The organism is Dyella sp. (assembly GCF_035685885.1).
Lineage (GTDB): Bacteria > Pseudomonadota > Gammaproteobacteria > Xanthomonadales > Rhodanobacteraceae > Dyella.
Window position 1 is genome coordinate 1 of record NZ_DASRZX010000099.1, and the last position, 20,522, is coordinate 20,522.

16 protein-coding genes and 1 tRNA gene are annotated in these 20,522 nt (G+C 63.2%); 5 read left to right on the forward strand and 12 right to left on the reverse strand.

The window, feature by feature from the left end; all coding sequences use genetic code 11:
- Positions 1-780: 780 nt before the first annotated feature.
- The 8 genes from VFG49_RS11895 to grxD all read right to left on the reverse strand — a co-directional run bounded on the left by VFG49_RS11895 (position 781) and on the right by grxD (position 12,600).
- Positions 781-857 (reverse strand) — tRNA-Asn (locus VFG49_RS11895).
- A 65-nt stretch (positions 858-922) separates the two neighbouring features.
- Positions 923-2,335 carry a nucleotide 5'-monophosphate nucleosidase PpnN gene (gene ppnN / locus VFG49_RS11900; RefSeq protein ID WP_324860734.1) on the reverse strand — a complete coding sequence of 471 codons (1,413 nt, stop codon included), beginning with the start codon at positions 2,333-2,335 and terminating at the stop codon, positions 923-925.
- Between the two features lie 269 nt (positions 2,336-2,604).
- The gene (locus VFG49_RS11905; RefSeq protein WP_324860736.1) at positions 2,605-5,868 is read right to left on the reverse strand and encodes a TonB-dependent receptor; all 3,264 of its coding nucleotides are present in this window, start codon (positions 5,866-5,868) and stop codon (positions 2,605-2,607) included.
- 325 nt (positions 5,869-6,193) lie between these two features.
- Positions 6,194-8,620 carry a TonB-dependent receptor gene (locus VFG49_RS11910; RefSeq protein ID WP_324860738.1) on the reverse strand — a complete coding sequence of 809 codons (2,427 nt, stop codon included), beginning with the start codon at positions 8,618-8,620 and terminating at the stop codon, positions 6,194-6,196.
- A 437-nt stretch (positions 8,621-9,057) separates the two neighbouring features.
- A complete protein-coding gene (locus VFG49_RS11915) occupies positions 9,058-10,767 on the reverse strand; it encodes a lysophospholipid acyltransferase family protein (RefSeq protein ID WP_324860740.1) in 1,710 nt (569 codons plus the stop codon).
- Positions 10,768-10,867: 100 nt separating this feature from the next.
- Positions 10,868-11,467: a YhgN family NAAT transporter gene (locus VFG49_RS11920; protein WP_324860742.1), complete on the reverse strand. Its 600-nt coding sequence runs from the start codon at positions 11,465-11,467 to the stop codon at positions 10,868-10,870.
- A gap of 39 nt (positions 11,468-11,506) precedes the next feature.
- On the reverse strand, positions 11,507-12,277 hold the full coding sequence (locus VFG49_RS11925; RefSeq protein WP_324860744.1) for an SDR family NAD(P)-dependent oxidoreductase: 771 nt from the start codon (positions 12,275-12,277) through the stop codon (positions 11,507-11,509).
- The gene (gene grxD, locus VFG49_RS11930) at positions 12,277-12,600 is read right to left on the reverse strand and encodes a Grx4 family monothiol glutaredoxin (RefSeq protein WP_324860746.1); all 324 of its coding nucleotides are present in this window, start codon (positions 12,598-12,600) and stop codon (positions 12,277-12,279) included. Before grxD ends, VFG49_RS11925 begins: the two co-directional genes overlap by 1 nt.
- 127 nt (positions 12,601-12,727) lie before the next feature.
- Here grxD and sodB point away from each other — a divergent pair, with 127 nt between their 5' ends.
- The gene (gene sodB, locus VFG49_RS11935; RefSeq protein ID WP_324860748.1) at positions 12,728-13,306 is read left to right on the forward strand and encodes a superoxide dismutase [Fe]; all 579 of its coding nucleotides are present in this window, start codon (positions 12,728-12,730) and stop codon (positions 13,304-13,306) included.
- Positions 13,307-13,467: 161 nt separating this feature from the next.
- On the opposite strand, the gene VFG49_RS11940 is transcribed toward sodB, so the two are convergent.
- Both VFG49_RS11940 and purE read right to left on the reverse strand, forming a co-directional pair.
- Complete coding sequence (locus tag VFG49_RS11940; protein WP_324860750.1) at positions 13,468-14,634, reverse strand: 5-(carboxyamino)imidazole ribonucleotide synthase; 1,167 nt, start codon at positions 14,632-14,634, stop codon at positions 13,468-13,470.
- Complete coding sequence (purE, locus tag VFG49_RS11945) at positions 14,631-15,134, reverse strand: 5-(carboxyamino)imidazole ribonucleotide mutase (protein WP_324860752.1); 504 nt, start codon at positions 15,132-15,134, stop codon at positions 14,631-14,633. The genes VFG49_RS11940 and purE overlap by 4 nt, the downstream gene beginning before the upstream one ends.
- A gap of 65 nt (positions 15,135-15,199) precedes the next feature.
- Between purE and VFG49_RS11950 the strand changes: the two genes are divergently transcribed.
- The 4 genes from VFG49_RS11950 to VFG49_RS11965 all read left to right on the forward strand — a co-directional run bounded on the left by VFG49_RS11950 (position 15,200) and on the right by VFG49_RS11965 (position 19,288).
- Positions 15,200-15,472, forward strand: a complete 273-nt coding sequence (locus tag VFG49_RS11950; RefSeq protein ID WP_324860754.1) for a Trm112 family protein — start codon at positions 15,200-15,202, stop codon at positions 15,470-15,472.
- A gap of 149 nt (positions 15,473-15,621) precedes the next feature.
- Positions 15,622-17,913 carry a DUF1631 domain-containing protein gene (locus tag VFG49_RS11955; RefSeq protein WP_324860756.1) on the forward strand — a complete coding sequence of 764 codons (2,292 nt, stop codon included), beginning with the start codon at positions 15,622-15,624 and terminating at the stop codon, positions 17,911-17,913.
- On the forward strand, positions 17,910-18,764 hold the full coding sequence (nadC, locus tag VFG49_RS11960) for a carboxylating nicotinate-nucleotide diphosphorylase (protein WP_324860759.1): 855 nt from the start codon (positions 17,910-17,912) through the stop codon (positions 18,762-18,764). Before VFG49_RS11955 ends, nadC begins: the two co-directional genes overlap by 4 nt.
- Before the next feature lie 116 nt (positions 18,765-18,880).
- A complete protein-coding gene (locus tag VFG49_RS11965) occupies positions 18,881-19,288 on the forward strand; it encodes a DUF3301 domain-containing protein (protein ID WP_324860761.1) in 408 nt (135 codons plus the stop codon).
- Positions 19,289-19,303: 15 nt separating this feature from the next.
- Here VFG49_RS11965 and VFG49_RS11970 read toward each other — a convergent pair whose 3' ends face one another.
- Entirely contained in the window at positions 19,304-19,750 is a 447-nt protein-coding gene (locus VFG49_RS11970) for a ClpXP protease specificity-enhancing factor (RefSeq protein WP_324860763.1), read from the reverse strand.
- A gap of 137 nt (positions 19,751-19,887) precedes the next feature.
- Positions 19,888-20,511 (reverse strand): glutathione S-transferase N-terminal domain-containing protein, encoded by a 624-nt coding sequence (locus VFG49_RS11975; RefSeq protein ID WP_324860765.1) that lies wholly within the window; start codon positions 20,509-20,511, stop codon positions 19,888-19,890.
- Positions 20,512-20,522 lie beyond the last annotated feature (11 nt).

Below are 20,522 nucleotides of genomic sequence, written 5' to 3' on the forward strand. Positions count from 1 at the left end.
CGCGCCCTAACTCAAACCTTCTCGGGCATACGCCCTCAGGACGTCGCTGGCTTCGTGATTTCGCAACTCGCCGGGGCCTTAGCTGGATGCATCTCCTCTACCGCCATAATCCCCTTTGGAAGTGGCATCCCCACGACGCAAACGCCATCCGCCACGGAATGACAGCTTCTTATTGAAATGCCGGCGGCGGCTTGGTGCCAACGAGCACCTCAGGTTCATTTGGAAATTGCGCTGACGGGCTGGCCTCGATGGCAGCGGGTCCGGAAACGCTTGGCGTGCCTGCTACTCCGACGTAGGCATTGATGTCCGCATGCAACATGCGGCGGAGCGTTTAGAGACGCGAGCTGGCGCGCTATTCGAAAAGGCTGGGCCGGAGATAACCCTCATGGCCGTCAGCCTCATGCGAGCGCAGGCAGAGGATGGCAGATACGACGCGCTGGCCGAGTGGGCATCAGCACAGGACGGCCACGTCGAGGACGAGCACTCGGATTACTGAGCGGCTCGCACATTTGCCGCTGTATCAAATTGAGTGCCTAGCGATACAGCGGCGGTATATCAAAGTGACAGCGACAAGGCCGCGAATTGTTTTTACCGCAAATTTCCGAAGGGGTATCTGATGATCGAACGCGCGCTCATCACCCTCGTACCCCTCGGTCCCCCTGGCTAAAACGCATTGAGGTCCCTTCGACGCCGCTTCCCCGCGCGGACCCACAGTGGCACCACGGATGAAAGGCGGAGATAAAAACAAGGCCCTGCATCGCTGCAAGGCCTTGTTAAATATGGCGCCCGAAGCTGGACTCGAACCAGCGACCCCCTGATTAACAGTCAAGTGCTCTAACCAGCTGAGCTATTCGGGCGGGGTGAGCTGGATAGTTTGAATATCCAGCGTCGGGCTGTCAAGACGTTTTTGCCCTGAAAACCCTCAGTGCGCAGGCTCGACAGCAAGCACGCGGTAGCACGGCACATAGGCGGTGCCACCGGGCAGCTTCATGCGGTCCTGAGATACGAAGGCTTTCAACAGTTCGTCCAGCGATTTCATGATGTCGCTGTCGCCATCGATATTGAACGGGCCGTACTGCTCGATGGCCCGCAGGCCTTCTTCCTTGACGTTGCCGGCCACGATGCCCGAGAACGCACGCCTCAGGTCTGCCGCCAGTTCGTGGCGCGGGCGATCGCGATGGATCGCCAGGCCGCGCATCGCTTCATGCGTCGGTCGGAACGGCAGCTGGAACGCGTACGGAATGGCCAGCGCCCAGTTGAAGAAGAACGCGTCCTTGGTGTCCAGGCGGTAGTTGCGCACCTTGTCGATGCCGCGAACCAGCGCGCGCGCCACGGCCGCCGGATCGTCGACGATGATCTGGTAGTGCTCGGCTACGCTGTCGCCCAACGTGAGGCGCAGGAAGCGATCGATCTGCTCGAAGTACGCGGCCGACTGCTTCGGACCCGTGAGGATCAGCGGGAACGGCACGCCCGCGTTGTCCGGGTGCAGCAGGATGCCGAGCAGGTAGAGGATTTCCTCCGCCGTGCCGACGCCACCCGGGAACACGATGATGCCGTGGCCCATGCGCACGAACGCTTCGAGGCGCTTCTCGATGTCCGGCATGATCACCAGGTGATTGACGATCGGGTTCGGCGATTCGGCCGCGATGATGCCCGGCTCCGTAATGCCGATGTAGCGGTTATTGCGGCGACGCTGCTTGGCGTGCGCAATGGTGGCGCCCTTCATCGGGCCTTTCATCGCACCCGGGCCGCAGCCCGTGCAGATGTCCATGCTGCGCAAGCCCAGCTGGTAACCCACCTGCTTGGTGTATTCGTACTCGTCGCGCGAGATCGAGTGACCGCCCCAGCAAACGACGAGGTTCGGGTCGATCTGCGCCTTGAGGATGCGCGCGTTGCGCAGGATCTCGAACACCGCGTGTGTAAGGCCGACGCTGTCGTCGAGGTCGAAATTGCCCTGCTCCATCTGCGTCGACACGTAGACGATGTCGCGCACCACGGCCACCAGCAGCTCGTTGATGCCGCGGATGATCTGGCCGTCGACGAAGGCCTGTGCCGGTGCGTGGGTCAGTTCGATCTTGATGCCGCGATCCTGCTGCAGCACCTGGATGTCGAAGTCCGGATACTGCTCGAGGATGGAGCGCGGATCGTCGCTCATGCTGCCGGATGTGAGCACGGCCAGCGCGCAGCGGCGCAGCAAGGCGTGCAGTCCCGAACCACTGGCGTCGCGCAGACGCGCCACTTCGTTGCGGGAAAGGATATCCAGGCCACCGGCGGGGGAAATCCGCGCACTGACGGTGGCCGGGCGACCGGACTTGCCGGTTTGTACGTCATTCATTGAACCAATCTCCTCGCCGCGCCCTCGCGGCTCGATCGTCCGTGCAAAACGCAGCGGACCGTGTAGCTTCCCGCGTCAGGCATGACAGGGTCAAGCTCGCGTGCCGCACCCGCGAATGGGCGTTAATCCGGTATTACCTACCGTCATTCCCGCTTTCGCGGGAATGACGGTTAGGGTCACACGGGCCTACAAGCCCTGGGGTGCACGCTCCAAAAAAAACCGGCGCCCTTTCAGGCGCCGGCTTTGGTGCAACTAGAGCAAGATCCTGCTTAGAACGTGTAACGCAGGGTCAGCATGGCCGACCAGCGCGAGACGACGTTGGTCTTGATGTCGCGACCGGCGTCGTACACCACCTTGGTGCCCGGCTGGTAGTTCTTGTCCGCATCCAGCGGCAGGCTGTAGATGTACTTGCCGGTGGTCGGGTCCACGCCCGCGAAGCTGGCGAGGTTGCGGGTATACGGGAACGGCACGTACAGCTGCTGGCCCCAGTCGTTGTTGAGCAGGTTCAGGAAGTTGTAGACGTCCAGGCGGATCTCGCCCTTGTTGCCCTTGAAGATGCCGGGCACTTCCTGGCTGAAGCTCATGTCGAGCTGGTTCGTCCAGGCCGCGCGGGTACCGTTGCGGCTGGCGATCTGGCCCTGGTGATCCTTCAGGTAGCTGTCCTGCTGGATGAAGGCGTAGAACTGGTCGATCGCCTTCTGCGACGTACCGGCCTGGAACTGCACCTCACCCGGACGCGGGATATAGGCCAGGTCGCGGCTGTAGCTGTCGCCGTTGGCGTCGTTGGCGAACACCCAGCTGTACGGCTGGCCGGTCTGGCCGTTGTAGAACGCGCTGATGGTGGTGGCGTAGTTGCCGAAGAAGGCGTGCGACCAGGCAATCGACGCCGTCACGCGCTGCTTCACCGCGTAGTTGGCCGTGCTGGCGACGTCTTCGTTCGGGTTCACCCACGCGTTGTTGCTGTAGTTGGACGACGCCTGGCTGGAGGTACCCGGGTTCACTTCCTTCGCGTTGGCGAAGGTCACGCCCAGGCTGGCCGCCCACTCATCGGCGAACGGCTTCTTCAGCGACAGCGTGAACGCATCGGAGTAACCCTTGCCAGTGTTGTCCAGCTCGGTGGTGTTGACCGAGAACTTGTTATTGGCGTTGGCGCGATTGGTGTTGCCGGTCGGGCCGCCGTAGATGTTCTTGTAGTACGTGTAGCGGCCATCAGGCAGCACGCCGGTCGGCGCACCGATATTGAGGTTCTTGTACCAAATGGCATCGCGAACCTTGACGTGCTCGTATTCGGCCGATGCGATCAGGCCCATCCAGGGCAGCTCGCGGTCGATCGCCAGGCTGGCCTTCCACACGGACGGCAGCTTGAAGTTCGGCGCGATGGTGTCCACGGCCATCTGCGTGTTGGACGGCGGCGGCACGTTCTGGGCGAACGGATCAGGACTGAAGCCCGGATAGATCGTGCCCGGGCCCACCGGCAGGTTGCCGCTGTTGCGGATCGAGTAGGTGGCCACGGTCATACCGTTGTTCTGGTACGGGTTGGTCATCCACACGGTCGGCGGATTGGACTGGAACAGGCCCACGCCACCGCGCAGCTGCGTCTGCAGCTCGGTGTTGAAGGCGTAGTTGAACGACACGCGCGGCTCGACCATGGTGGCGCCGTCGATCGTCTGGTCGTTGCGGAAACCGTACGTCTTCTCGAACGTCGGGTTGTAGACCGGCTTGTCGTTGGTCGAGTAGCGGTTCACGCGGAAGCCGTACAGCACCGCCAGGCGATCGGTGACCTGCCAGTTGTCCTGCAGGAAGAAGCTGTAGCGACGCAGCGTCCAGGCACCGGCAACGTCATCCAACGAGTAGCCCTGCGCCGGCTGGTACAGGTCGAACTGGTTGTAGATGCCCTTCTCGAAGTTATCGATGCCCCAGAAGGTGTACGCGCCGAACTGCGTGCGGCCGAACAGGTTGTAGATCTTGTCCTGCTGGAAGTCGATGCCGCCCTTCAGCGTGTGGTCGCCCAGATACAGGGTCGCCGCGGAGAAGATGCTCCAGGTTTTGGTCTGGATCTGGTTGTAGTCGCTGTACTGGTCTTCGCCCAGGTCGATATAGGGCGAGGCGCCATTGAGCTTGCCGTTGTTGTCCTTGCCCAGGTTGATGAAGACCTGCGGCTGCTGCCACGGCACGGTGCGCACCTGGCTGAAGTCCTTGTAGCCGATCTTCGTCTCGGTCGAGAACACTTCGTTCCAGTCGTCGAAGAACTGCAGGGAGTAGTTCTTCGTGTCGCTGTTCTTGGTGTACCAGTAGCTGGTCAGGCCGATGGCGTTGGCGCTGTTGCCCTGGATCACCGGCTGCACTTCCTTCGTGCGCTGGAAGGCCAGGCTCGAACGGTGGTTGTCGGTGATGTTCCAGTCCAGCTTCACCAGCGAGCGCTTGCTGTCGAGGTCGACACCGCCGCCGCTGAAGTCACCCGGATGCAGGCCAAGGGCGTTCGCGGCGTTGATCACGCGCTGCAGGTCGCTCGGGGAGATCTTGTTGCTGGTCGAGGTGCCGGTCAGCGAGGTGTCCAGGCCGTTGGCCGAGTCGTTGCCCAGGCCGATGGTCTTCTGCTTCTCGTAGCTGGCGAAGAAGAACAGCTTGTCCTTGATCAGCGGGCCGCCCAGCGTCACGCCGCCGGTCCAGTCGCGGTCATAGCCCTTGTAGCCGCGGTCGCCGCTCTTGATCCAGCCGGCATTGCCGACCATGTCGTCGGCATTGCGGTAGGCGTAGTACAGCGAGCCGTGGAACTCGTTCGTACCGCTCTTGGTCACGGCATTGATGTCCGCGCCCACGGTGTCCGAGGTGGTGTCGAAGTTGGCCGTCGACAGGTTGTACTCGGCGATGGTGTCGACCGACACCGGCGAACCGAGGTACGGCATGCCGTTGGAGTTGAGGCCGAACGGATCGCCTGCGCCGATGCCATCGACGGTGATCTTGTTGTAGCGGCTGTTCATGCCCATGGCGGACATGGAGCCATCACCACGGTCGGTGACCGCGATGCGGGGGTCGAGACGGGCGATGTCCTGGATGGAACGGCTCGGCGACGGGACCATCTTGAGGTCGCGGCCGGACACGTTGGTCGACAGGCCCTTGTTGTCGGCATTGAACGTCTGTGCGGCCACCAGGCCGGTGACGGTCACGGCGCCCAGATTGGTCGCCGCCTGCTGCGCACCGATGGTCACGTTGACCGCGGTGTCGGTAGCCAGCTGCAGGTAGACATTGTCCTGCTCGGACTGCGTACCGTCCTTGGCGACCTTTACGTCGAACGGACCGCCCACGCGCAGGCCCTGGGCCGAGTAGCGGCCGCTGGCGTCGGTGGTGGTGGTCTTGGTGGTGCCCGACGGCTCGTGCACGATCTGGACGGTGGCGCCGGCAACCGGCTGGCCGTTGCCATCCACCACGCGGCCGCTGATCGAGGACGAGGTGTCCTGGGCCAAGACGGGCGATGCCGCCAAGAGGGCGGCGATGGCCACCGGCAAAAGTTTGGTCCGCAAACTATGGTTCATCGAGATTCAACCCCTGAGAGATTCGCAAAAAGGCACGGGATCAGCACAGAGGAGTCCCATGCCCCTCCGCCACCGTCTTAAGTGGCTGATTCCCTGAATTATTTGATGAACCCCGGGGAGCTTAACCAAGCCGCCAGCCGAAGCTCATCACGACGAATGTAGGCGCATTATATTACAATTTCGTAACTTTTTGACGAATTACTCACAATTCTTGCGGCGACACCCCGCGATATCTCGCGGTGAGGGCCGACGCGACTTTTTCTTGCGCCAAAAAAAACCGGCGCCTCGCGGCGCCGGTCTCGTTGTGCTGCGATGTAGCCAGGTATCAGAAGAACGAGGCTCCCACCGTCACCATGAAGGTGCGCGGCTCCAGCAGCGAGTAGTACGGGGCGGACGTGGCCAGCGGCTTGCCGTCCGGACCGAGATAACCCGCCGCATTGCTGGCCAGGAATGCGCCAGCGTTGTTGGCGTTGGTGAACGCGTGATGGTCGGTGATGTTGGACACGTTGAACTTGATGTACGGCTTGCGGAACCAGCTCGAGAAATCGTCGAAGCGGTAACCGGCGTTGAAGCCGAAGGTACTGTAGCCGCCCACTTTCTCGGTGTTCATGAAGTCGCCGTATACCGAGCTCTTGAAGTTGCCGTACACGCTTGCCCACAGCGGACCGTGGTCGTAGCTCAACTGCAGGTAGCCCAGATTGCGCGGCGTGTTGAACAACTGCTTGCCATCGGTCGGGTAATACACGTACATGCCGGCCTTGTTCTTGCCCGCATTGAGGTCGCTCTCCACCGTGGCATCGGTGTAGGTGTACTGGCCGTAGATCTTCCAGGCCTCGGTGATGTTGAAGCTGGCTTCAGCCGCAAAACCCTGCTGCTTCACGCGGGCGATCTCGGTGTACACGGGCTCGCCGGTCAGCTGGTCCTTGGCCGAGATGGTCTTGTTGTTGAAGTTGCTGTGATACAGCATCACGTTGGCCGAGAAACGATCGTTGTAGTAGCGATAGCCAAGATCGTTGTTCCAGGCCGACTCGGGCTTGTTGGCCGCGGTGCCGGTGATCTGGTTGAGGAACACCGCGCCATTCGGCGGTGCGCGGAACGTTTCGCCGATGCCGTAGTAGATCTGGCTGTTCTCGTTCGGCGAGAACTTCACGCCCACCGCCGGGGTGAACTTGTGATACGTGCCCGTCAGGTCGGCATCGCCGAAGGCCTTGGCGTAACCGCCTTCCGAACCCGGTTGCTCAAATGCAAAGCCCGAGCGGTCGACGTACAGGTAAGCCAGGCCGGCCGTGAGCAGCCACTGGTCGTTCGGCGTCCACGTATCGGTGATGAAGCCCTTCTTGACCTCGGTGGTGGTGTATTCCTCGTAGGCGTTCTGGATCTGGCCATCGGGATACAGCACGTAGTCGGAATCACCCCAGGTGTTGTTCGGCACGCCGGTGGCATAGCTGGCCATGCTGAAGCGATCGTTCTGCTGCTGGCGCGCGCGCTCGTACCAGAAGCCGTACTCGAGCGCGTTGTCCATGCTCAGGTCCTGGTTGAACTTGGCGATCACGCCGGGACGGTACGTGGTGCTGCGGCTGAAGCCGTACACGAGCGCCTTCTTGCCGTTCGGGCCGGTCACGATCTGGCCGTCCTGGTTCAAGTCCTGGTTCGCGCTTTCGTACTGGTTGAGCGTCGAGTTGGTGGTCTCGGCAAAGAACGAGTTGCCGGTGCCACCACCGCCATCGCCGTACTGGAAGTACGGCACCACCGACAGGCGGAGCGTGTCGGTCAGCTTGAACTCGCCGTCCAGGCTGAACATGTAGTTGCGGAACGGGTTGGTGTGCAACTGGTAGTACTGGCTGTCACCCGGGGTATAGGTGGTGTCGTAGTCGTAGAAGTAGCCGTGCTTGGCCACGTCCGCCTTGCCGACGCTGTAGTAACCGTTGCGCACTTCGCGGTTGTACTGCAGCGAGGCGCTCACCGAGTTGTTGTCATCGATGGTCCACAGCGACTTGCCTTCCACCTTGGTGACATTGAGGTCACCGGCGCCGCGCCACTTGTCGACCGAGTTGTCCGAGTACGACAGCCAGGAGCGCACCGGACCGGTGTCGCCGGTATTCAGGCGCACGAAGGTGCGACGGTAGTCGTGCGAACCCAGCGACTGCGTGAAGTCCACGCCGGCGGTGTGCGAGGGGTCGATGGTTGCCCAGGCGATATGGCCGCCCGCCGCGCCGGAGTCCGGCATGTCCACATCGGGGGTGCCCTGCAGCACGGTGATGTCGCCGTAGTTCTCCGAATCGCCGTACTCGGTGGCGTACACGGCATAACTGCCGGTGTCGGTAATCGGGGCGCCGTTGACGGTCACGCCGATTTCGCTCGAGTTGAAGCCGCGGATCGAATAGTTGCCGTCCGACAGACCGGTCACGTCATCCGTCGAGGCATTCACGCCCGGGATGCTGCCGATCATCTGGGTGAAGTTGCTGCCCGGCGGCGCCTTGACGATGGCGTCGCGGCTGATGGTCGAAACCGCCTTTGGGGCCGTCTGCACCGACATCAGGCCGCCGCCCAGCGAGAGGCTCTGCGCCTGCACCGTCACCGTGTTCAGCTCCTGCACGCGCTTGGTGTCGTTGGAGTTGGTGGTGTTGGAGGTGCTCGACACGCTGGTGCGCTGCTGTGTCACCTCTTTGTTGGCGGCCGGCGTGGTGTCCTGGCTGGTGTCCTGGGCCACGGCGGAGCCGGCAGCCATGCAAAACACGACAGCGATCGCCATGGAAAGGTGGTTTCGTTTCATCATCGTCGATTCCAGAGGTTGCAAAGTTTTGGGTAAGCCGCCCGCCCTCGGGCGACTGCAAACGGGTTTGGGGATGAGGAGCTAGCGCCCGGCAGAAATATCTTTCGAAATATCGAAAAATATCGCGCAACTATTTGTGTAAAAACGCAATTTCATGCCATTTAACGTAATTTTAAACGTTTTCTCCGGGCGTAAAAAAAGCCCGATCGGAAAATCGGGCAGAAAATTACGAAATCAGTTGAACGCTGCTGGCCGTCGCTATGAAACCCCCCTTGCGACAGCCAACTGCGTAAGGTTCACATAAGTATTTTACAGGAAATTTACCGTTCGATCACGGCGTGAACAAAAAAGCGACACCGGGAGGTTACACCCGTTGTCCAAGGCCGCCGCAAGTGCGTGCGGCGACCCACCTAAGCTCACTTGCCGAGGTAACGGGCGCGCTTCGCCGGCTTGAGCGTGGCAAGGTCGAGCATTACCAGGCCGTCCACGCACCCAGAGAAACCGGGGTCCTCGCCGAAGTCGAGGAACTGCACGCCCTCCGGCTCGACAAGGTCCACATACTGGCGATAAAGCACCGGCAAGCTGACACCCAGGGCATCCAGGTGATGCTTCAGCTTGCCCAGGCCCGCTGCCGGATCCAGCCCGCTCAGCGCGTCCCGCACCAGATCGATGACGGCAGGCGATACCACGAAGGGCTGCCGCGCGGATGCAAGACCCGGCGCCCCGAAATAATGCTGATGGGCGGCGGCAATCCACTCGCGAGCCTCGCGCGGCAGGCTCACCGACATGCTCACCGGACCAAACAGATAGCGCAGTTCCGGATGACGCTGCAGGTAAAGGCCAATGCCTTGCCACAGTTGATCGAGCGCGCGCGAGCGCCAATAGGCCGGTGCGATGAAACTGCGCCCCAGCTCCAGGCCCTGCGCCAGGCGGGATTCCAGCGCTGGCGAATAGTTGAACAGGCTGGAGGTGTACAGGCCGGACATGCCCCGATCGGCGATCAACCGTCCGCCATGACCGAAACGATAGGAGCCTACAATGCGCAGCGCCTTGGGATCCCACAACACCAGGTGTTCGTAATGCGGATCGTAGGCATCAAGGTCGCGACGTGCGCCCGTGCCCTCGCCCACCTTGCGGAACGTCAGCTCGCGCAGGCGACCGATTTCGCGCAGCACGGCGCTGTCCGAAGCGCCCTTGAACAACAACACCTGCTTGCCGTCGTTGAGGTCAGCGAGTTTCTCGGCGTGCGCCTGCAGTTCCGCGGTGATCCGCTCCGTCGGCTCCGGGTGCGCCAGTGGTGCCTGGCCACCGAAGACCAGGCCCCGATGGCGGCCCACGCGGTACACGTGGCGACGCATCAGCTTGGCCAGACGCTTGGTCGAACCGCCGGACTGCTGTTCCAGTTCCTCGACCCCCACCAGCGCGCCAATGCTGAAACCGATGCGACGACTCACGGGCGAAATGGCCTCGCGCGGAAGCATGGCGGTGCTCAACGGCTTGGCCAGCATCGACAAACCATAGAACATGGCCGAATTGCGTGCCGCCACATGGATGGGCAGTACGGGCACCTTGTTGCGCAAAGCCAGCCGCGCAAAGCCATCCGACCAGCCTCCGTCGCGGACGCCATCCGGACGCACGCGCGATACCTCGCCTGCGGGGAACACGATCAACGCCTCGCCGTTGTCCACGGCACGATAGATGTCCCGCATGCGCGAGGTTGCGCCCTTGCCGAACACATCGACCGGCAACAGCAGCTTGTGCAGTTGGGTAATGGACATCAGCCAATCGTTGGCGAGGATGCGTACGTCGCTGCGCACGGAACCCACGAGCTGCAGAAGCGCCAGCGCATCGACCATGCCCAGAGGATGGTTGGCGACAATCAGCACGCCACCTTCCACCGGGATGTTCTCGCGCTCACGTGGATTGGCGTAATAGCTGACGCCGAGCAAATCGAGTGTCCGCTCGACAAAATCGAAGCCTTCCGCTTCACCGATGGCCGTCAACGTGCGGTTGAAACCATCCTCATCGGCCAGCCGGCCCAGCATGCCGGCCACTGGCCGGCGGATCAGGGGATGTTGCGCCAACCATGGCAGACGTTCGGTGAGGGTCTGTTCAACGCTGAGCATGACCGCCTCCTGGGATTTACCCCAAATGCTGGTTGCGGATTATGACAGCAAGGTTATGCGGAAAGGTCCGAAACGTCACGTAGGCAAAAAGCCGCTCGTTTCAAACAGCCAGGTGCAGATAAGCCGCAATGCCGCTCAGGAACATCTGCACCGACAGCGCAATCAGCAACATGCCCATCACGCGTTCGAGCGCCGTAAGTACGCTTTCGCCAAGCCAACGAAACAGATAGGTGGAAAACAGCAGGATCACCGCCGTGGCTAGCCATGCGCCAATCAGCGCGATAGCCCAATCCGCGGTGCGTCCCGGCTGGGTGTTGGTCAGCAGCAGCAGCGCCGCCATCGCGGAGGGGCCTGCGACACCGGGAATCGCCATCGGCACGATGAATGGCTCACCTTCTCCCGGCTTGCCGAAGATCCCGCCGCCATCAGCCGGTGGAAACACCATGCGGATGCCGATCAGGAACAGCACGATACCGCCCGCAATGCTGATTGACTCCTGGCGCAGCTGCAGCACCTTGAGGATGTGCTGTCCGCCGATCAGGAACACCAGCAGCACCGCCAGCGCGATCAGCAGTTCCCGTACCATCACAAAACGGCGGCGCTTGGGCGCGACATCCTTGAGCAGACTGAGGAAGATCGGGATGTTGCCCAGCGGATCCATGATCAGGAACAGCAGTATCGCCGCCGATAGCGTCGTCATCTGCGTTTCCATCTCAGCGATGCTCCCGCAACGACATCATCATGCGTCGACACGAAGGTCGAGCGCGGCGCCACGCGCTGCCTTGCCCTGCTCGCCCAGCAGATAGATTGCCGCCACAGCCGTGGCATCGGGCAGGGGATGGATCATGGTGTCCTCGCCAAAATAGGCCGCGCGGCGCAAGGTGGTGCGCATGGGCGCCGGCAACAGCGCATGCGCGCGCAGCGGCGTCTTCTCCGTCTCCTGATGCAACACCTCGACGAACCTCTCAAGCGCGGCCTTGGACACGCTGTAGCTGCCCCAGTGCGCGCGCTGCATGAGTTGCGGATCATCCAGCACGAACACCACGGAACTGTCCGGCGCGCGGCCAAGGAGCGACATGCACGCCTGGGTGAGGGCGAACGGTGCGGACACGTTGACGTGCAATGCGCGCAGCCAGTCGTCCGGCTTGTGCATCGCCAGAGGGGTGAGTCCGTTGAAACTCGCCGCGGCGTGCACGATGCCGTCGAGACGATCGAAGTCACGCTCCAGCCCATCGGCCAGCGCTTCGTAGTCGCGCGGCGTGGCCGCTTCCATGTCGAGTGGATGGATGATGGGTTCTGGAAGACCCTCTCCTACCATCGCGTCATAGAGCTGCTCGAGCTGGCGCTTGCGCCGCCCCGTGATCACCACCGTGGCGCCCGCACGCGATGCCGCGCGCGCCACTGCTGCGCCCAGGCCGCCATAGGCGCCCGTCACCAGGATCACCCGACCCGCCAGCGAACCCGCCGCCGGCTGCCAGCCCTGCGGCAAATGAACAAGAGGAAGCGCCATCAGGAACCGGCCCCTTCCACGTCGGCCGCCATGCGTGCCAATTCACCGGAAGCCTTGAGATCCTCGATGATGTCGCAACCGCCGATCAGCTCGCCCTGGATGAACAGCTGCGGAAACGTCGGCCAGTTGGCGTAGTGCGGCAGCGCGGCGCGCACTTCCGGATCAGCGAGAACATTCACCGAATGAAACTGCGCACCGCCGTCCTTCAGCGCCTGCGCAGCGCGGCTGGAAAAGCCGCACATGGGGAACTGAGGCGTGCCTTTCATGAAGAGCACGATGGCGTGTTCGGCCAGCACGGCCTTGATTCGCTCGTTAACATCCATAAGTCGGCTTGTTCATCGTTACAATGCAGGTAGACCCGTAGTGTATCAGTCGTGCACCGGAAGCCGGCCTCCTGGCCGCATTTCCCGCCCGACGCCCCTTCCTCAGCCAACGCCCAGGAGCCACAACATGGCGATCGAACTCCCCCCGTTGCCCTACGAAAAGAACGCGCTTGAACCGCATATTTCCGCGGAGACGTTGGAGTTTCACTACGGCAAGCATCATCAGGCCTATGTGACCAACCTCAATAACCTGATCAAGGGCACGGAGTTCGAGAACGCCGCGCTGGAAGACATCATCAAGAAGTCCTCAGGCGGCGTGTTCAACAACGCGGCGCAGGTCTGGAACCACACCTTCTACTGGAACTCGCTCAGCCCCAATGGTGGCAAGGAGCCGACCGGCAAGCTGGCTGATGCAATCACCAAGGCGTTCGGTTCGGTCGAGAAGTTCAAGGAAGAATTCGCCAAGTCCGCCGTGGGCAACTTCGGCTCTGGCTGGACATGGCTGGTGCAGCGCCCGGATGGTTCGCTCGGCATCGTCAACACCTCCAACGCCGCCACGCCGATCACCGGCAGCGACAAGCCGCTGTTCACCTGCGACGTGTGGGAGCACGCCTACTACATCGACTACCGCAACGCCCGCCCGAAGTACATCGAGGCGTTCTGGAACCTGGTGAACTGGGACTTCGCGGCCAAGAACCTGGCCTGATTGTCTCCGGCGATCCAGCCATGAAAACGGGGCCATCCGGCCCCGCTTTTTTTGTTGGTGTTACTACGCCGTCCGCACGAGTGCACCCTCTGTGCGATCAGGAGTTATCGCATCACCGCCGCCGTAGGCATTTCGCGCACAGGGTGCTCCTGCAAGTGCACTCAACGATGTACTTGAAGCTCGCCGACAGCCGGCCCCGCCTGTTCATCGCGACCCAGCGCATGGGCGACGCCACTCAAGCGCCCGACCATTTGGGCGGCATCAGGCGCGCACACCGTGGCATGGCCCACCTTGCGGCCTGGTCGTGACTGCTTGCCGTAGTCATGCCAGTGGGCATCGACAGCTTCCAGCACGGGCGCTGCATCCGGCAGCTCGCCAATCCAGTTGAACATGGCCGACAGCCCGCGCGCCGAGGTATCGCCGAGCGGCAGGCCAAGCACGGCACGCACATGGTTTTCGAATTGACTGGTCAGCGCGCCCTCGATCGTCCAGTGACCGGAGTTGTGTACGCGCGGAGCCATCTCGTTGCCCAGCAGATCGCCGTCCTTGACGAACAATTCCAGTGCAAAGACGCCGACATATTCGAGCTTTTCCGCCAGCGTGCGCGCCAGCCCGGTGGCGCGCTCCTGCAGCCCGGCGATGGCCGGGGCGGGTGCCAGGCTCAGCGAAAGCACGCCATCGGTGTGCCAGTTCTGGGTCAGCGGCCAGGTGCGGAATTCGCCATCGCGGGACCGCACGGCGATCACCGACAACTCGCGATCGAACGGAACGAATGCCTCCAGGATCAGGCCGTGGGCCGACGCCTGTGCACCCAGCGCAGCCCAGGCCGCATCGGCATCCGCCGGCGACTTGATGCGGAACTGGCCCTTGCCGTCGTAGCCCAGGCGGCGCGTCTTGAGGATGGCTGGCGTGCCGATCACGGCCAGCGCCTGACCGAGTTCTTCACGGGTATCGATGGCCTTGAAGTCCGGCGTACCGAGGCCGCACTCACGGAACAGGGTCTTTTCGGCGAGCCGGTCCTGCGCCACCGCAAGCGCGCGAGGCGCGGGAAATACCGCTACGCGCTCGGCGAGCCAGTGCGCCGTCTCGGCCGGCACGTTCTCGAAATCGAAAGTGACCACGTCGACCTGCCGGGCGAAATGATCCAGCGCCTCGTAGTCTGTCCAGTCGGCCACCACGAGCGGCGCAACCTGCCCCGCGCACGCGTCCGCGGCACTGTCCACGACGAGGCTCTTCACGCCCAGCGGCGCGGCGGCGAGCGCCAGCATGCGTGCCAGCTGGCCGCCTCCAAGAATGCCAAGGACAGGCTGGCGACGGGCAGCGGTCACGCGCGGGGATCCGGGTAGTCGAGGACGCTCTGGGTCTGGCGGCGGCGATAGGCATCCAGCGCCTTGGACAGGGACTCGTCATGCAGCGCCAGCACCGAGGCCGCCAACAGCCCGGCATTCACGGCGCCGGCGCGGCCGATGGCCAGCGTGCCCACCGGAATGCCGGCCGGCATCTGGGCGATCGACAGCAGCGAGTCCATCCCGTTGAGTGCTTTGGATTGGACCGGTACGCCAAACACCGGCAGGCGGGTCTTGGCCGCAAGCATGCCGGGCAAATGGGCTGCGCCGCCCGCACCAGCCACGATCACCTGGATGCCACGACCGACAGCCTCTTCGGCGTACTGGAACAACAGGTCCGGCGTCCGATGCGCTGAAACCACGCGCACTTCGTGCGCAACACCCAGTTCGGCCAGCACATTGGCCGCGTGTTCCATGGTTTCCCAGTCCGAGCGGGAGCCCATCACAACGCCCACGCGCGGCGGGAGGGAAGTCGAGGTCATGACCCAAGCCATCCAAAAGGGGCTATTGTACGGACTTTCCGCGTTTCGGCACGATCTCGCTCCCCATGGATAAACGCCTGCTCGACATCCTCTGCTGCCCGGTCAGCAAGGTCCCGGTCCGTCCCCTCAGCCGTGCCGAACTTGACGCCCTCAACACCGCGATCGGCCAGGGGCAGGTACAAAACGTGGCAGGAACGGTCGTCCAGGCCCCTCTTTCCGAGGGGTTGGTCACCACTGACCGCAAGGTGATCTACCGGGTCGATGACGGCATTCCGGTCATGCTGCCCGAAGAAGGCATCGGCACGGTCCAACTGCGGGATTTCCCGGCCGCCGCCTGAGCCCTCCCCGGGTCAGCCCCTCCACTTGTGAACGCGTCGACATATATCGACGTGGTGCATGACAGCGTGTAGGGCTTTACCTTATTGTACGTGGGCGTAAGTGTCGGAATGGGCTGAACGCACGTCGGCATCACTTCAGGGGTGTGGCGATGAAAGACGCCAGTGAATCATCCAATATCGTCAGCCTGACCCAGCGCCTGGACCCGTCCAGCGAGCGCGGAGGCGCCCTCTTGAACACCGTCCGGGACATCGCGGGGCGTCGCCTGCAGATCTTGATCAACGGCATGTTCGAGCATGTCGACGACGCGCTGTTCGATCTGGCGGAAAAGGCAGAGAACAACGCGGCCCAGATGCACTATTTCGATGGCATGCGCGAGGTGCGCAAGCGCCGTCCGATCGTCGAGCGCAGTTTCCTTGCGCAGGTGTCCCGCGAGCTCAGCGACTTCGCATCGAACTTCCGCAATACATCGCCAGGTGGCTCCCCGTTGCCCGTTGGATCGGTCGAGCTTTCGCTCGTGGCCGACAACGAGCTGGAGGAATCGCTGGCCATCACCAGCATGATCGGCAAGAACGAAACGCGCCTGACGCGCGAGTTGTTCGCCGTGAACCAGCGCCTGTCGGTCATCTACGGCGGCTTGAAGATCGAAGACGGCACCAACCCGGTGGGCCCCGCGGCGCTGTCGCAGGCGTTTCGCCAGGCCATGCGCGAATTGAGCGCGGAGATGCGCGTCAAGCTCATCATCTACAAGCTGTTCGATCGCTACGTGCTGGCCTCGCTGGACGAGCTTTATCAGGAAATCAACGCCGAGCTGGTCCGTGCCGGCGTGCTGCCGCAGCTTCGACATGAAGTGCTGCGCAACGGCGGCGCATCCCGTGCGGGTAGCGCCTCGGCTGCCGGCAACGCGGGTGCGACTGGCGAGGCCCAGGACGAAACTGCATTCCTGGGTGAGGAAGAGAGCGGCGCATCCGGTGAACTGCTGCAGACGCTGCGTACATTGTTCAGCGCACGCCGCGGCATGCCGGCCTCCGGCGGTCGCCTGCCGGCAGGCGCGTTGCAGCTTCCGAGTGCCAACGAGCTGATCGGCGCACTGAGCGTGCTGCAGAGCCAGGCGGCGATCAGCCAGCAGCTTCCCTTGCACGCCGCCAGCAACGCCGTGGAACTTGCTGGCGAAGTGCAGCAGTTGAAGGAACACTTGCTGGCCCAGATCGGTTCCTTGCGCGGCGAAAAGCCGAGCCAGGTCTCGACGATCGACGAGGACACCATCGACCTGGTCGGCATGCTCTTCGAGTTCATCCTCGAAGACCGCAACCTGCCGACCGAGATGCAGGTCCTGCTGGCGCGCCTGCAGATTCCATACCTCAAGGCGGCCATTCTCGACCGCAAGCTGTTCGCGCATCGCCAGCATCCGGCCCGCCGCCTGCTGGACAACCTCGCCGACGCCGCCAAGGGCTGGTCGGCCGAGTCGGATCGCGACCATCGCCTGCACGACAAGGTCAAATCCATCGTCGATCGCCTGCTGCAGGATTTCGACGACGACCTCAGCATCTTCGAGCGCCTGTGCGTCGAACTGCAGGAGTTCCAGGACATCAGCCGTCGCCGCGCCGAGCTGGCCGAGCAGCGTGTCGCCGAATCGACCCGCGGCCGCGAAAAGCTTGAGCAGGCACGTCGACGCGCCGCCCGCGAGATTCTCAGCCGTATAGACGGCCATACGCTGCCGCCACTCATCCACGGCATCCTGTCGCGCGCCTGGGCCAACTACCTAGTCCTGACGATCCTGCGCCAGGGCGAGGAGTCGTCGGAATTCCGCGATGCCCTGCGCTTTGCCAACGACTTCATCGACAGCACCAAGCCCGCGCGCACGCTCGACGAGCGCCGTGCGCTACGCCAGATGCTGCCGGGCATCGAACGCGCATTGCGCCGCGGCCTTGCCAATGTCGCATTCCAGGAAAGCGACATCGACCGCCTGCTGGCGCAGCTGCATATCTACTACCGTCATCAGTTGGGCGAGGCCGTGCCGGAGGCCGACGTGCAGGCGGTGGAAGAGTCCACCTCGCTGCCAATCCCCGAGAGCATCCAGCCGATCGCGGAATCCGAAGCGGAACTGGCGCGTACCGCGCCGGAAGCCGAACCGGTGCTCGATACGCCCGAAATGCGACTGGTGGCCGAACTCAAGCCGGGCACCTGGCTGGAATTTGTTTCCGGCCCTGAAACCATCGAGCGCGCCAAGCTGTCGTGGATCAGCCCGATGAGCGGTCGCTACCTGTTCGTGAACCGTCGCGGGCTGAAGGTGGCCGATTACTCGCCGAATGAGCTTGCCGAGGCACTCGCCAGCGGCACGGCACGCGTGCTCGACTCCACCGCCCTCTTCGACCGCGCACTGGATGCCATCGTGGGTCGACTGAGCCAGCCTGCCACGGCGAACAGCCCCGCTATCGAATGACCCCAAGCCAACTTGTTCCGCCCCCGTCCGACCTGATCCGCTCGGACGTCGAGCGCGCCTTTGCCGAAGACGTCGGCAGCGGCGATGCCACCGCCGATCTGCTGCCCACCGACAGCTCCGCCAGTGCCACGCTGACCTGTCGCGAGGACGCAGTCATGGCGGGCATCGACTGGTTCAATGCCTGTTTCCATGCGCTCGACCCGGAAGCCACCATCGACTGGGCCGTTCACGATGGCGACCACGTCCAGGCGGGCGCCGTCATATGCCGGCTTCATGGCCGCGCCCGCGCGCTGGTCAGCGCCGAACGTTCGGCACTGAACTTCCTGCAGTTGCTCTCGGGAACGGCGACGACCGCTGCCGCCTACGTGGCGGCCGTATCGGGCACCGGCGTACGCGTACTGGACACCCGCAAGACCGTGCCTGGCCTGCGGCTGGCGCAGAAATACGCGGTTCGTTGCGGTGGTGGCCACAACCATCGTGTCGGCCTGTACGACGCCATCCTGGTCAAGGAGAACCACATCATTGCCGCGGGTGGCATCCGTGCTGCGGCTGACGCGGCCCGTCGACTGCACCCTTCCCTGCTGCTGGAGCTCGAGGTGGAGAACCTCGACGAGCTGCACCAGGCGCTGGATGCCGGCGCCGACCGCATCATGCTGGACAATTTCACCCTTCCCTTGCTGCATGAGGCCGTCGCCATCGCCAAGGGACGCGCAGAGCTGGAAATCTCCGGCAACGTGGACCTGACCACCATCGGCGAATACGCTCGTACGGGCGTGGATTTCATCTCGGTAGGCGCCCTGACCAAGCATGTACGCGCAGTGGACCTGTCGCTCCGACTGCAGCTTGACTGAAGCGAAGACGTTTCCGGCAAACGGGCCCGACATCCCTGGTTCGGGCCGACTTTGTCTTGACGCAGAAGCAGGCAGAATGCCTTGCAAGACCAGCCTCCCGCCTACACTCTCGCCCCATGAGTGACCTTCCCGACCTGATCCTCCTGCTTGCGCTGCTCGCCATCATCGGCAGCTGGCTGAAGCTGAGCCGCGGGCGCGAACAGGCGATCCGCGAGGCACGCCTGCAATGCCGCCAGCACGGCCTGCAACTGCTGGACGAGAGTGTGGGGCTGCGCAGCCTGCGGATGCGCCGCGACCGCGGCCGCCTGCTGCTGGAGCGCTGCTACACCTTTGAAGTGAGCGTCGATGGAGACGATCGGGAACCGGGCCGGCTGTGGCTGATCGGCCAGATGCTGAGCGGCCTCAGCCTTCCCACGATCCATAGCCATTTGCCCGGCCTCCTGGCCGAGCATGAGCCTCGGCCGACGGAGAGCAACGTCGTGCCGCTACGCCCCCGCCTGCACAGGGACAGCCGCCTGCACTGAGGCGGCCGTCGGCGTTTACTTCACAACGCGCAGGAACGGCGCATTGCGCTTGGGTTTGTCGCTTGCCTGATCGCTTTCGGGCGGCGGCGGCGTGTCATCCGGATCAGACGGCGGCGGGTTGTCCCCGCCCTCATCGGCCGGGAACATCATTCCCTGCCCGTTTTCCTGTGCATAGAGCGCCAGCACGGCCTGTACGGGAATATGGATGTTGTGGCTGACGCCCGAAAACCGCGCCTGGAAACTGATCCAGTCGTTGCCCAGATCGAGGTTTGCCACCGCGCGCATCGCCAGATTCAGCACTACCTGCCCGTTCTTGATCACCTGCGGGGGCACCCGCACTCCCTCCCGCCCGGCATCCACCAGTACATACGGGGTGAGGTTGTTGTCGCTGATCCAGTCGTAGATCGCCCGCAGGAGATAGGGGCGATTGGAACTCATCGGCGGTAGCTTGTCGTCGGTCATTCAAAAACCTGCTGGAAACCGGCCCATGGAACTGACCTGGGCCTGGTCGAAAGATGAAGGCAGTGTAATGGGAAGCCGGGGCGAGTTGTCGCAGCCCGTCGCCCTGCAAACCCCAACGGAGCGCCCAGCAGGCGACCCTATGTCCGCATGGCTTTCTCTTCGGCCGTCATGCTGCGGACATAGCCTTGGCTGGCAAACAGTCGTTCGCCGTAATCCAGAATGGGCTTGCCCTCGCGTCCCAGGTCGACCCCGAGCCAATGCAGGCGCCACACCACGGGCGCTACCAGGCAGTCGGCCAGGCTCATCTCGGGGTTGAGGAAAAACCTGGATGCCTTGAAGAGCGGCAGGGAGGCGAGCAAATGCTCGCGCAGGCGCTTGCGGGCCGCATCAGCCGGGCGGCCACCCGCCTTGATCAGGTCCACTTCGGGCAACCAGTCCAGCTCGATACGGACGCCGGCCAACCGCAGCCGTGCGCGGGACAGCGGGTCGATCGGCATCAACGGAGGATGCGGATAGCGCTCGTCCAGGTATTCGCAGACGACCGACGTGTTGTAGAGGGTGAGGTCCCGGTCGACCAGGGTCGGCGTGGTGCCGTAAGGATTGAGGTCCAGCAGATCTTCCGGGGGCTTGGCCGGATCCACCAGCACCCGTTCGTAGCTGACGCCCTTGGCGGCAAGTACCAGCCTGGTGCGGTGGCACTGGATGCCGTCCGCGGTGGTGTACAGGGTGAGTGCGGTACGCGAACGAGCGCTTTGGACCATGCGCGATCTCC

What these genes read in the sequence shown, in the direction of transcription:
- VFG49_RS11925 (WP_324860744.1), bottom strand. Translation starts at nt 12,277, where the DNA reads ATGGCGCTTCCTCTTGTTCATTTGCCGCAGGGCTGGCAGCCGGCGGCG.
- VFG49_RS11950 (WP_324860754.1), top strand. Translation starts at nt 15,200, where the DNA reads ATGGATAAACGCCTGCTCGACATCCTCTGCTGCCCGGTCAGCAAGGTC.
- grxD (WP_324860746.1), bottom strand. Translation starts at nt 12,600, where the DNA reads ATGGATGTTAACGAGCGAATCAAGGCCGTGCTGGCCGAACACGCCATC.
- VFG49_RS11910 (WP_324860738.1), bottom strand. Translation starts at nt 8,620, where the DNA reads ATGGCGATCGCTGTCGTGTTTTGCATGGCTGCCGGCTCCGCCGTGGCC.
- VFG49_RS11920 (WP_324860742.1), bottom strand. Translation starts at nt 11,467, where the DNA reads ATGACGACGCTATCGGCGGCGATACTGCTGTTCCTGATCATGGATCCG.
- VFG49_RS11955 (WP_324860756.1), top strand. Translation starts at nt 15,622, where the DNA reads ATGAAAGACGCCAGTGAATCATCCAATATCGTCAGCCTGACCCAGCGC.
- ppnN (WP_324860734.1), bottom strand. Translation starts at nt 2,335, where the DNA reads ATGAATGACGTACAAACCGGCAAGTCCGGTCGCCCGGCCACCGTCAGT.
- nadC (WP_324860759.1), top strand. Translation starts at nt 17,910, where the DNA reads ATGACCCCAAGCCAACTTGTTCCGCCCCCGTCCGACCTGATCCGCTCG.
- purE (WP_324860752.1), bottom strand. Translation starts at nt 15,134, where the DNA reads ATGACCTCGACTTCCCTCCCGCCGCGCGTGGGCGTTGTGATGGGCTCC.
- VFG49_RS11975 (WP_324860765.1), bottom strand. Translation starts at nt 20,511, where the DNA reads ATGGTCCAAAGCGCTCGTTCGCGTACCGCACTCACCCTGTACACCACC.
- VFG49_RS11965 (WP_324860761.1), top strand. Translation starts at nt 18,881, where the DNA reads ATGAGTGACCTTCCCGACCTGATCCTCCTGCTTGCGCTGCTCGCCATC.
- sodB (WP_324860748.1), top strand. Translation starts at nt 12,728, where the DNA reads ATGGCGATCGAACTCCCCCCGTTGCCCTACGAAAAGAACGCGCTTGAA.
- VFG49_RS11905 (WP_324860736.1), bottom strand. Translation starts at nt 5,868, where the DNA reads ATGAACCATAGTTTGCGGACCAAACTTTTGCCGGTGGCCATCGCCGCC.
- VFG49_RS11915 (WP_324860740.1), bottom strand. Translation starts at nt 10,767, where the DNA reads ATGCTCAGCGTTGAACAGACCCTCACCGAACGTCTGCCATGGTTGGCG.
- VFG49_RS11970 (WP_324860763.1), bottom strand. Translation starts at nt 19,750, where the DNA reads ATGACCGACGACAAGCTACCGCCGATGAGTTCCAATCGCCCCTATCTC.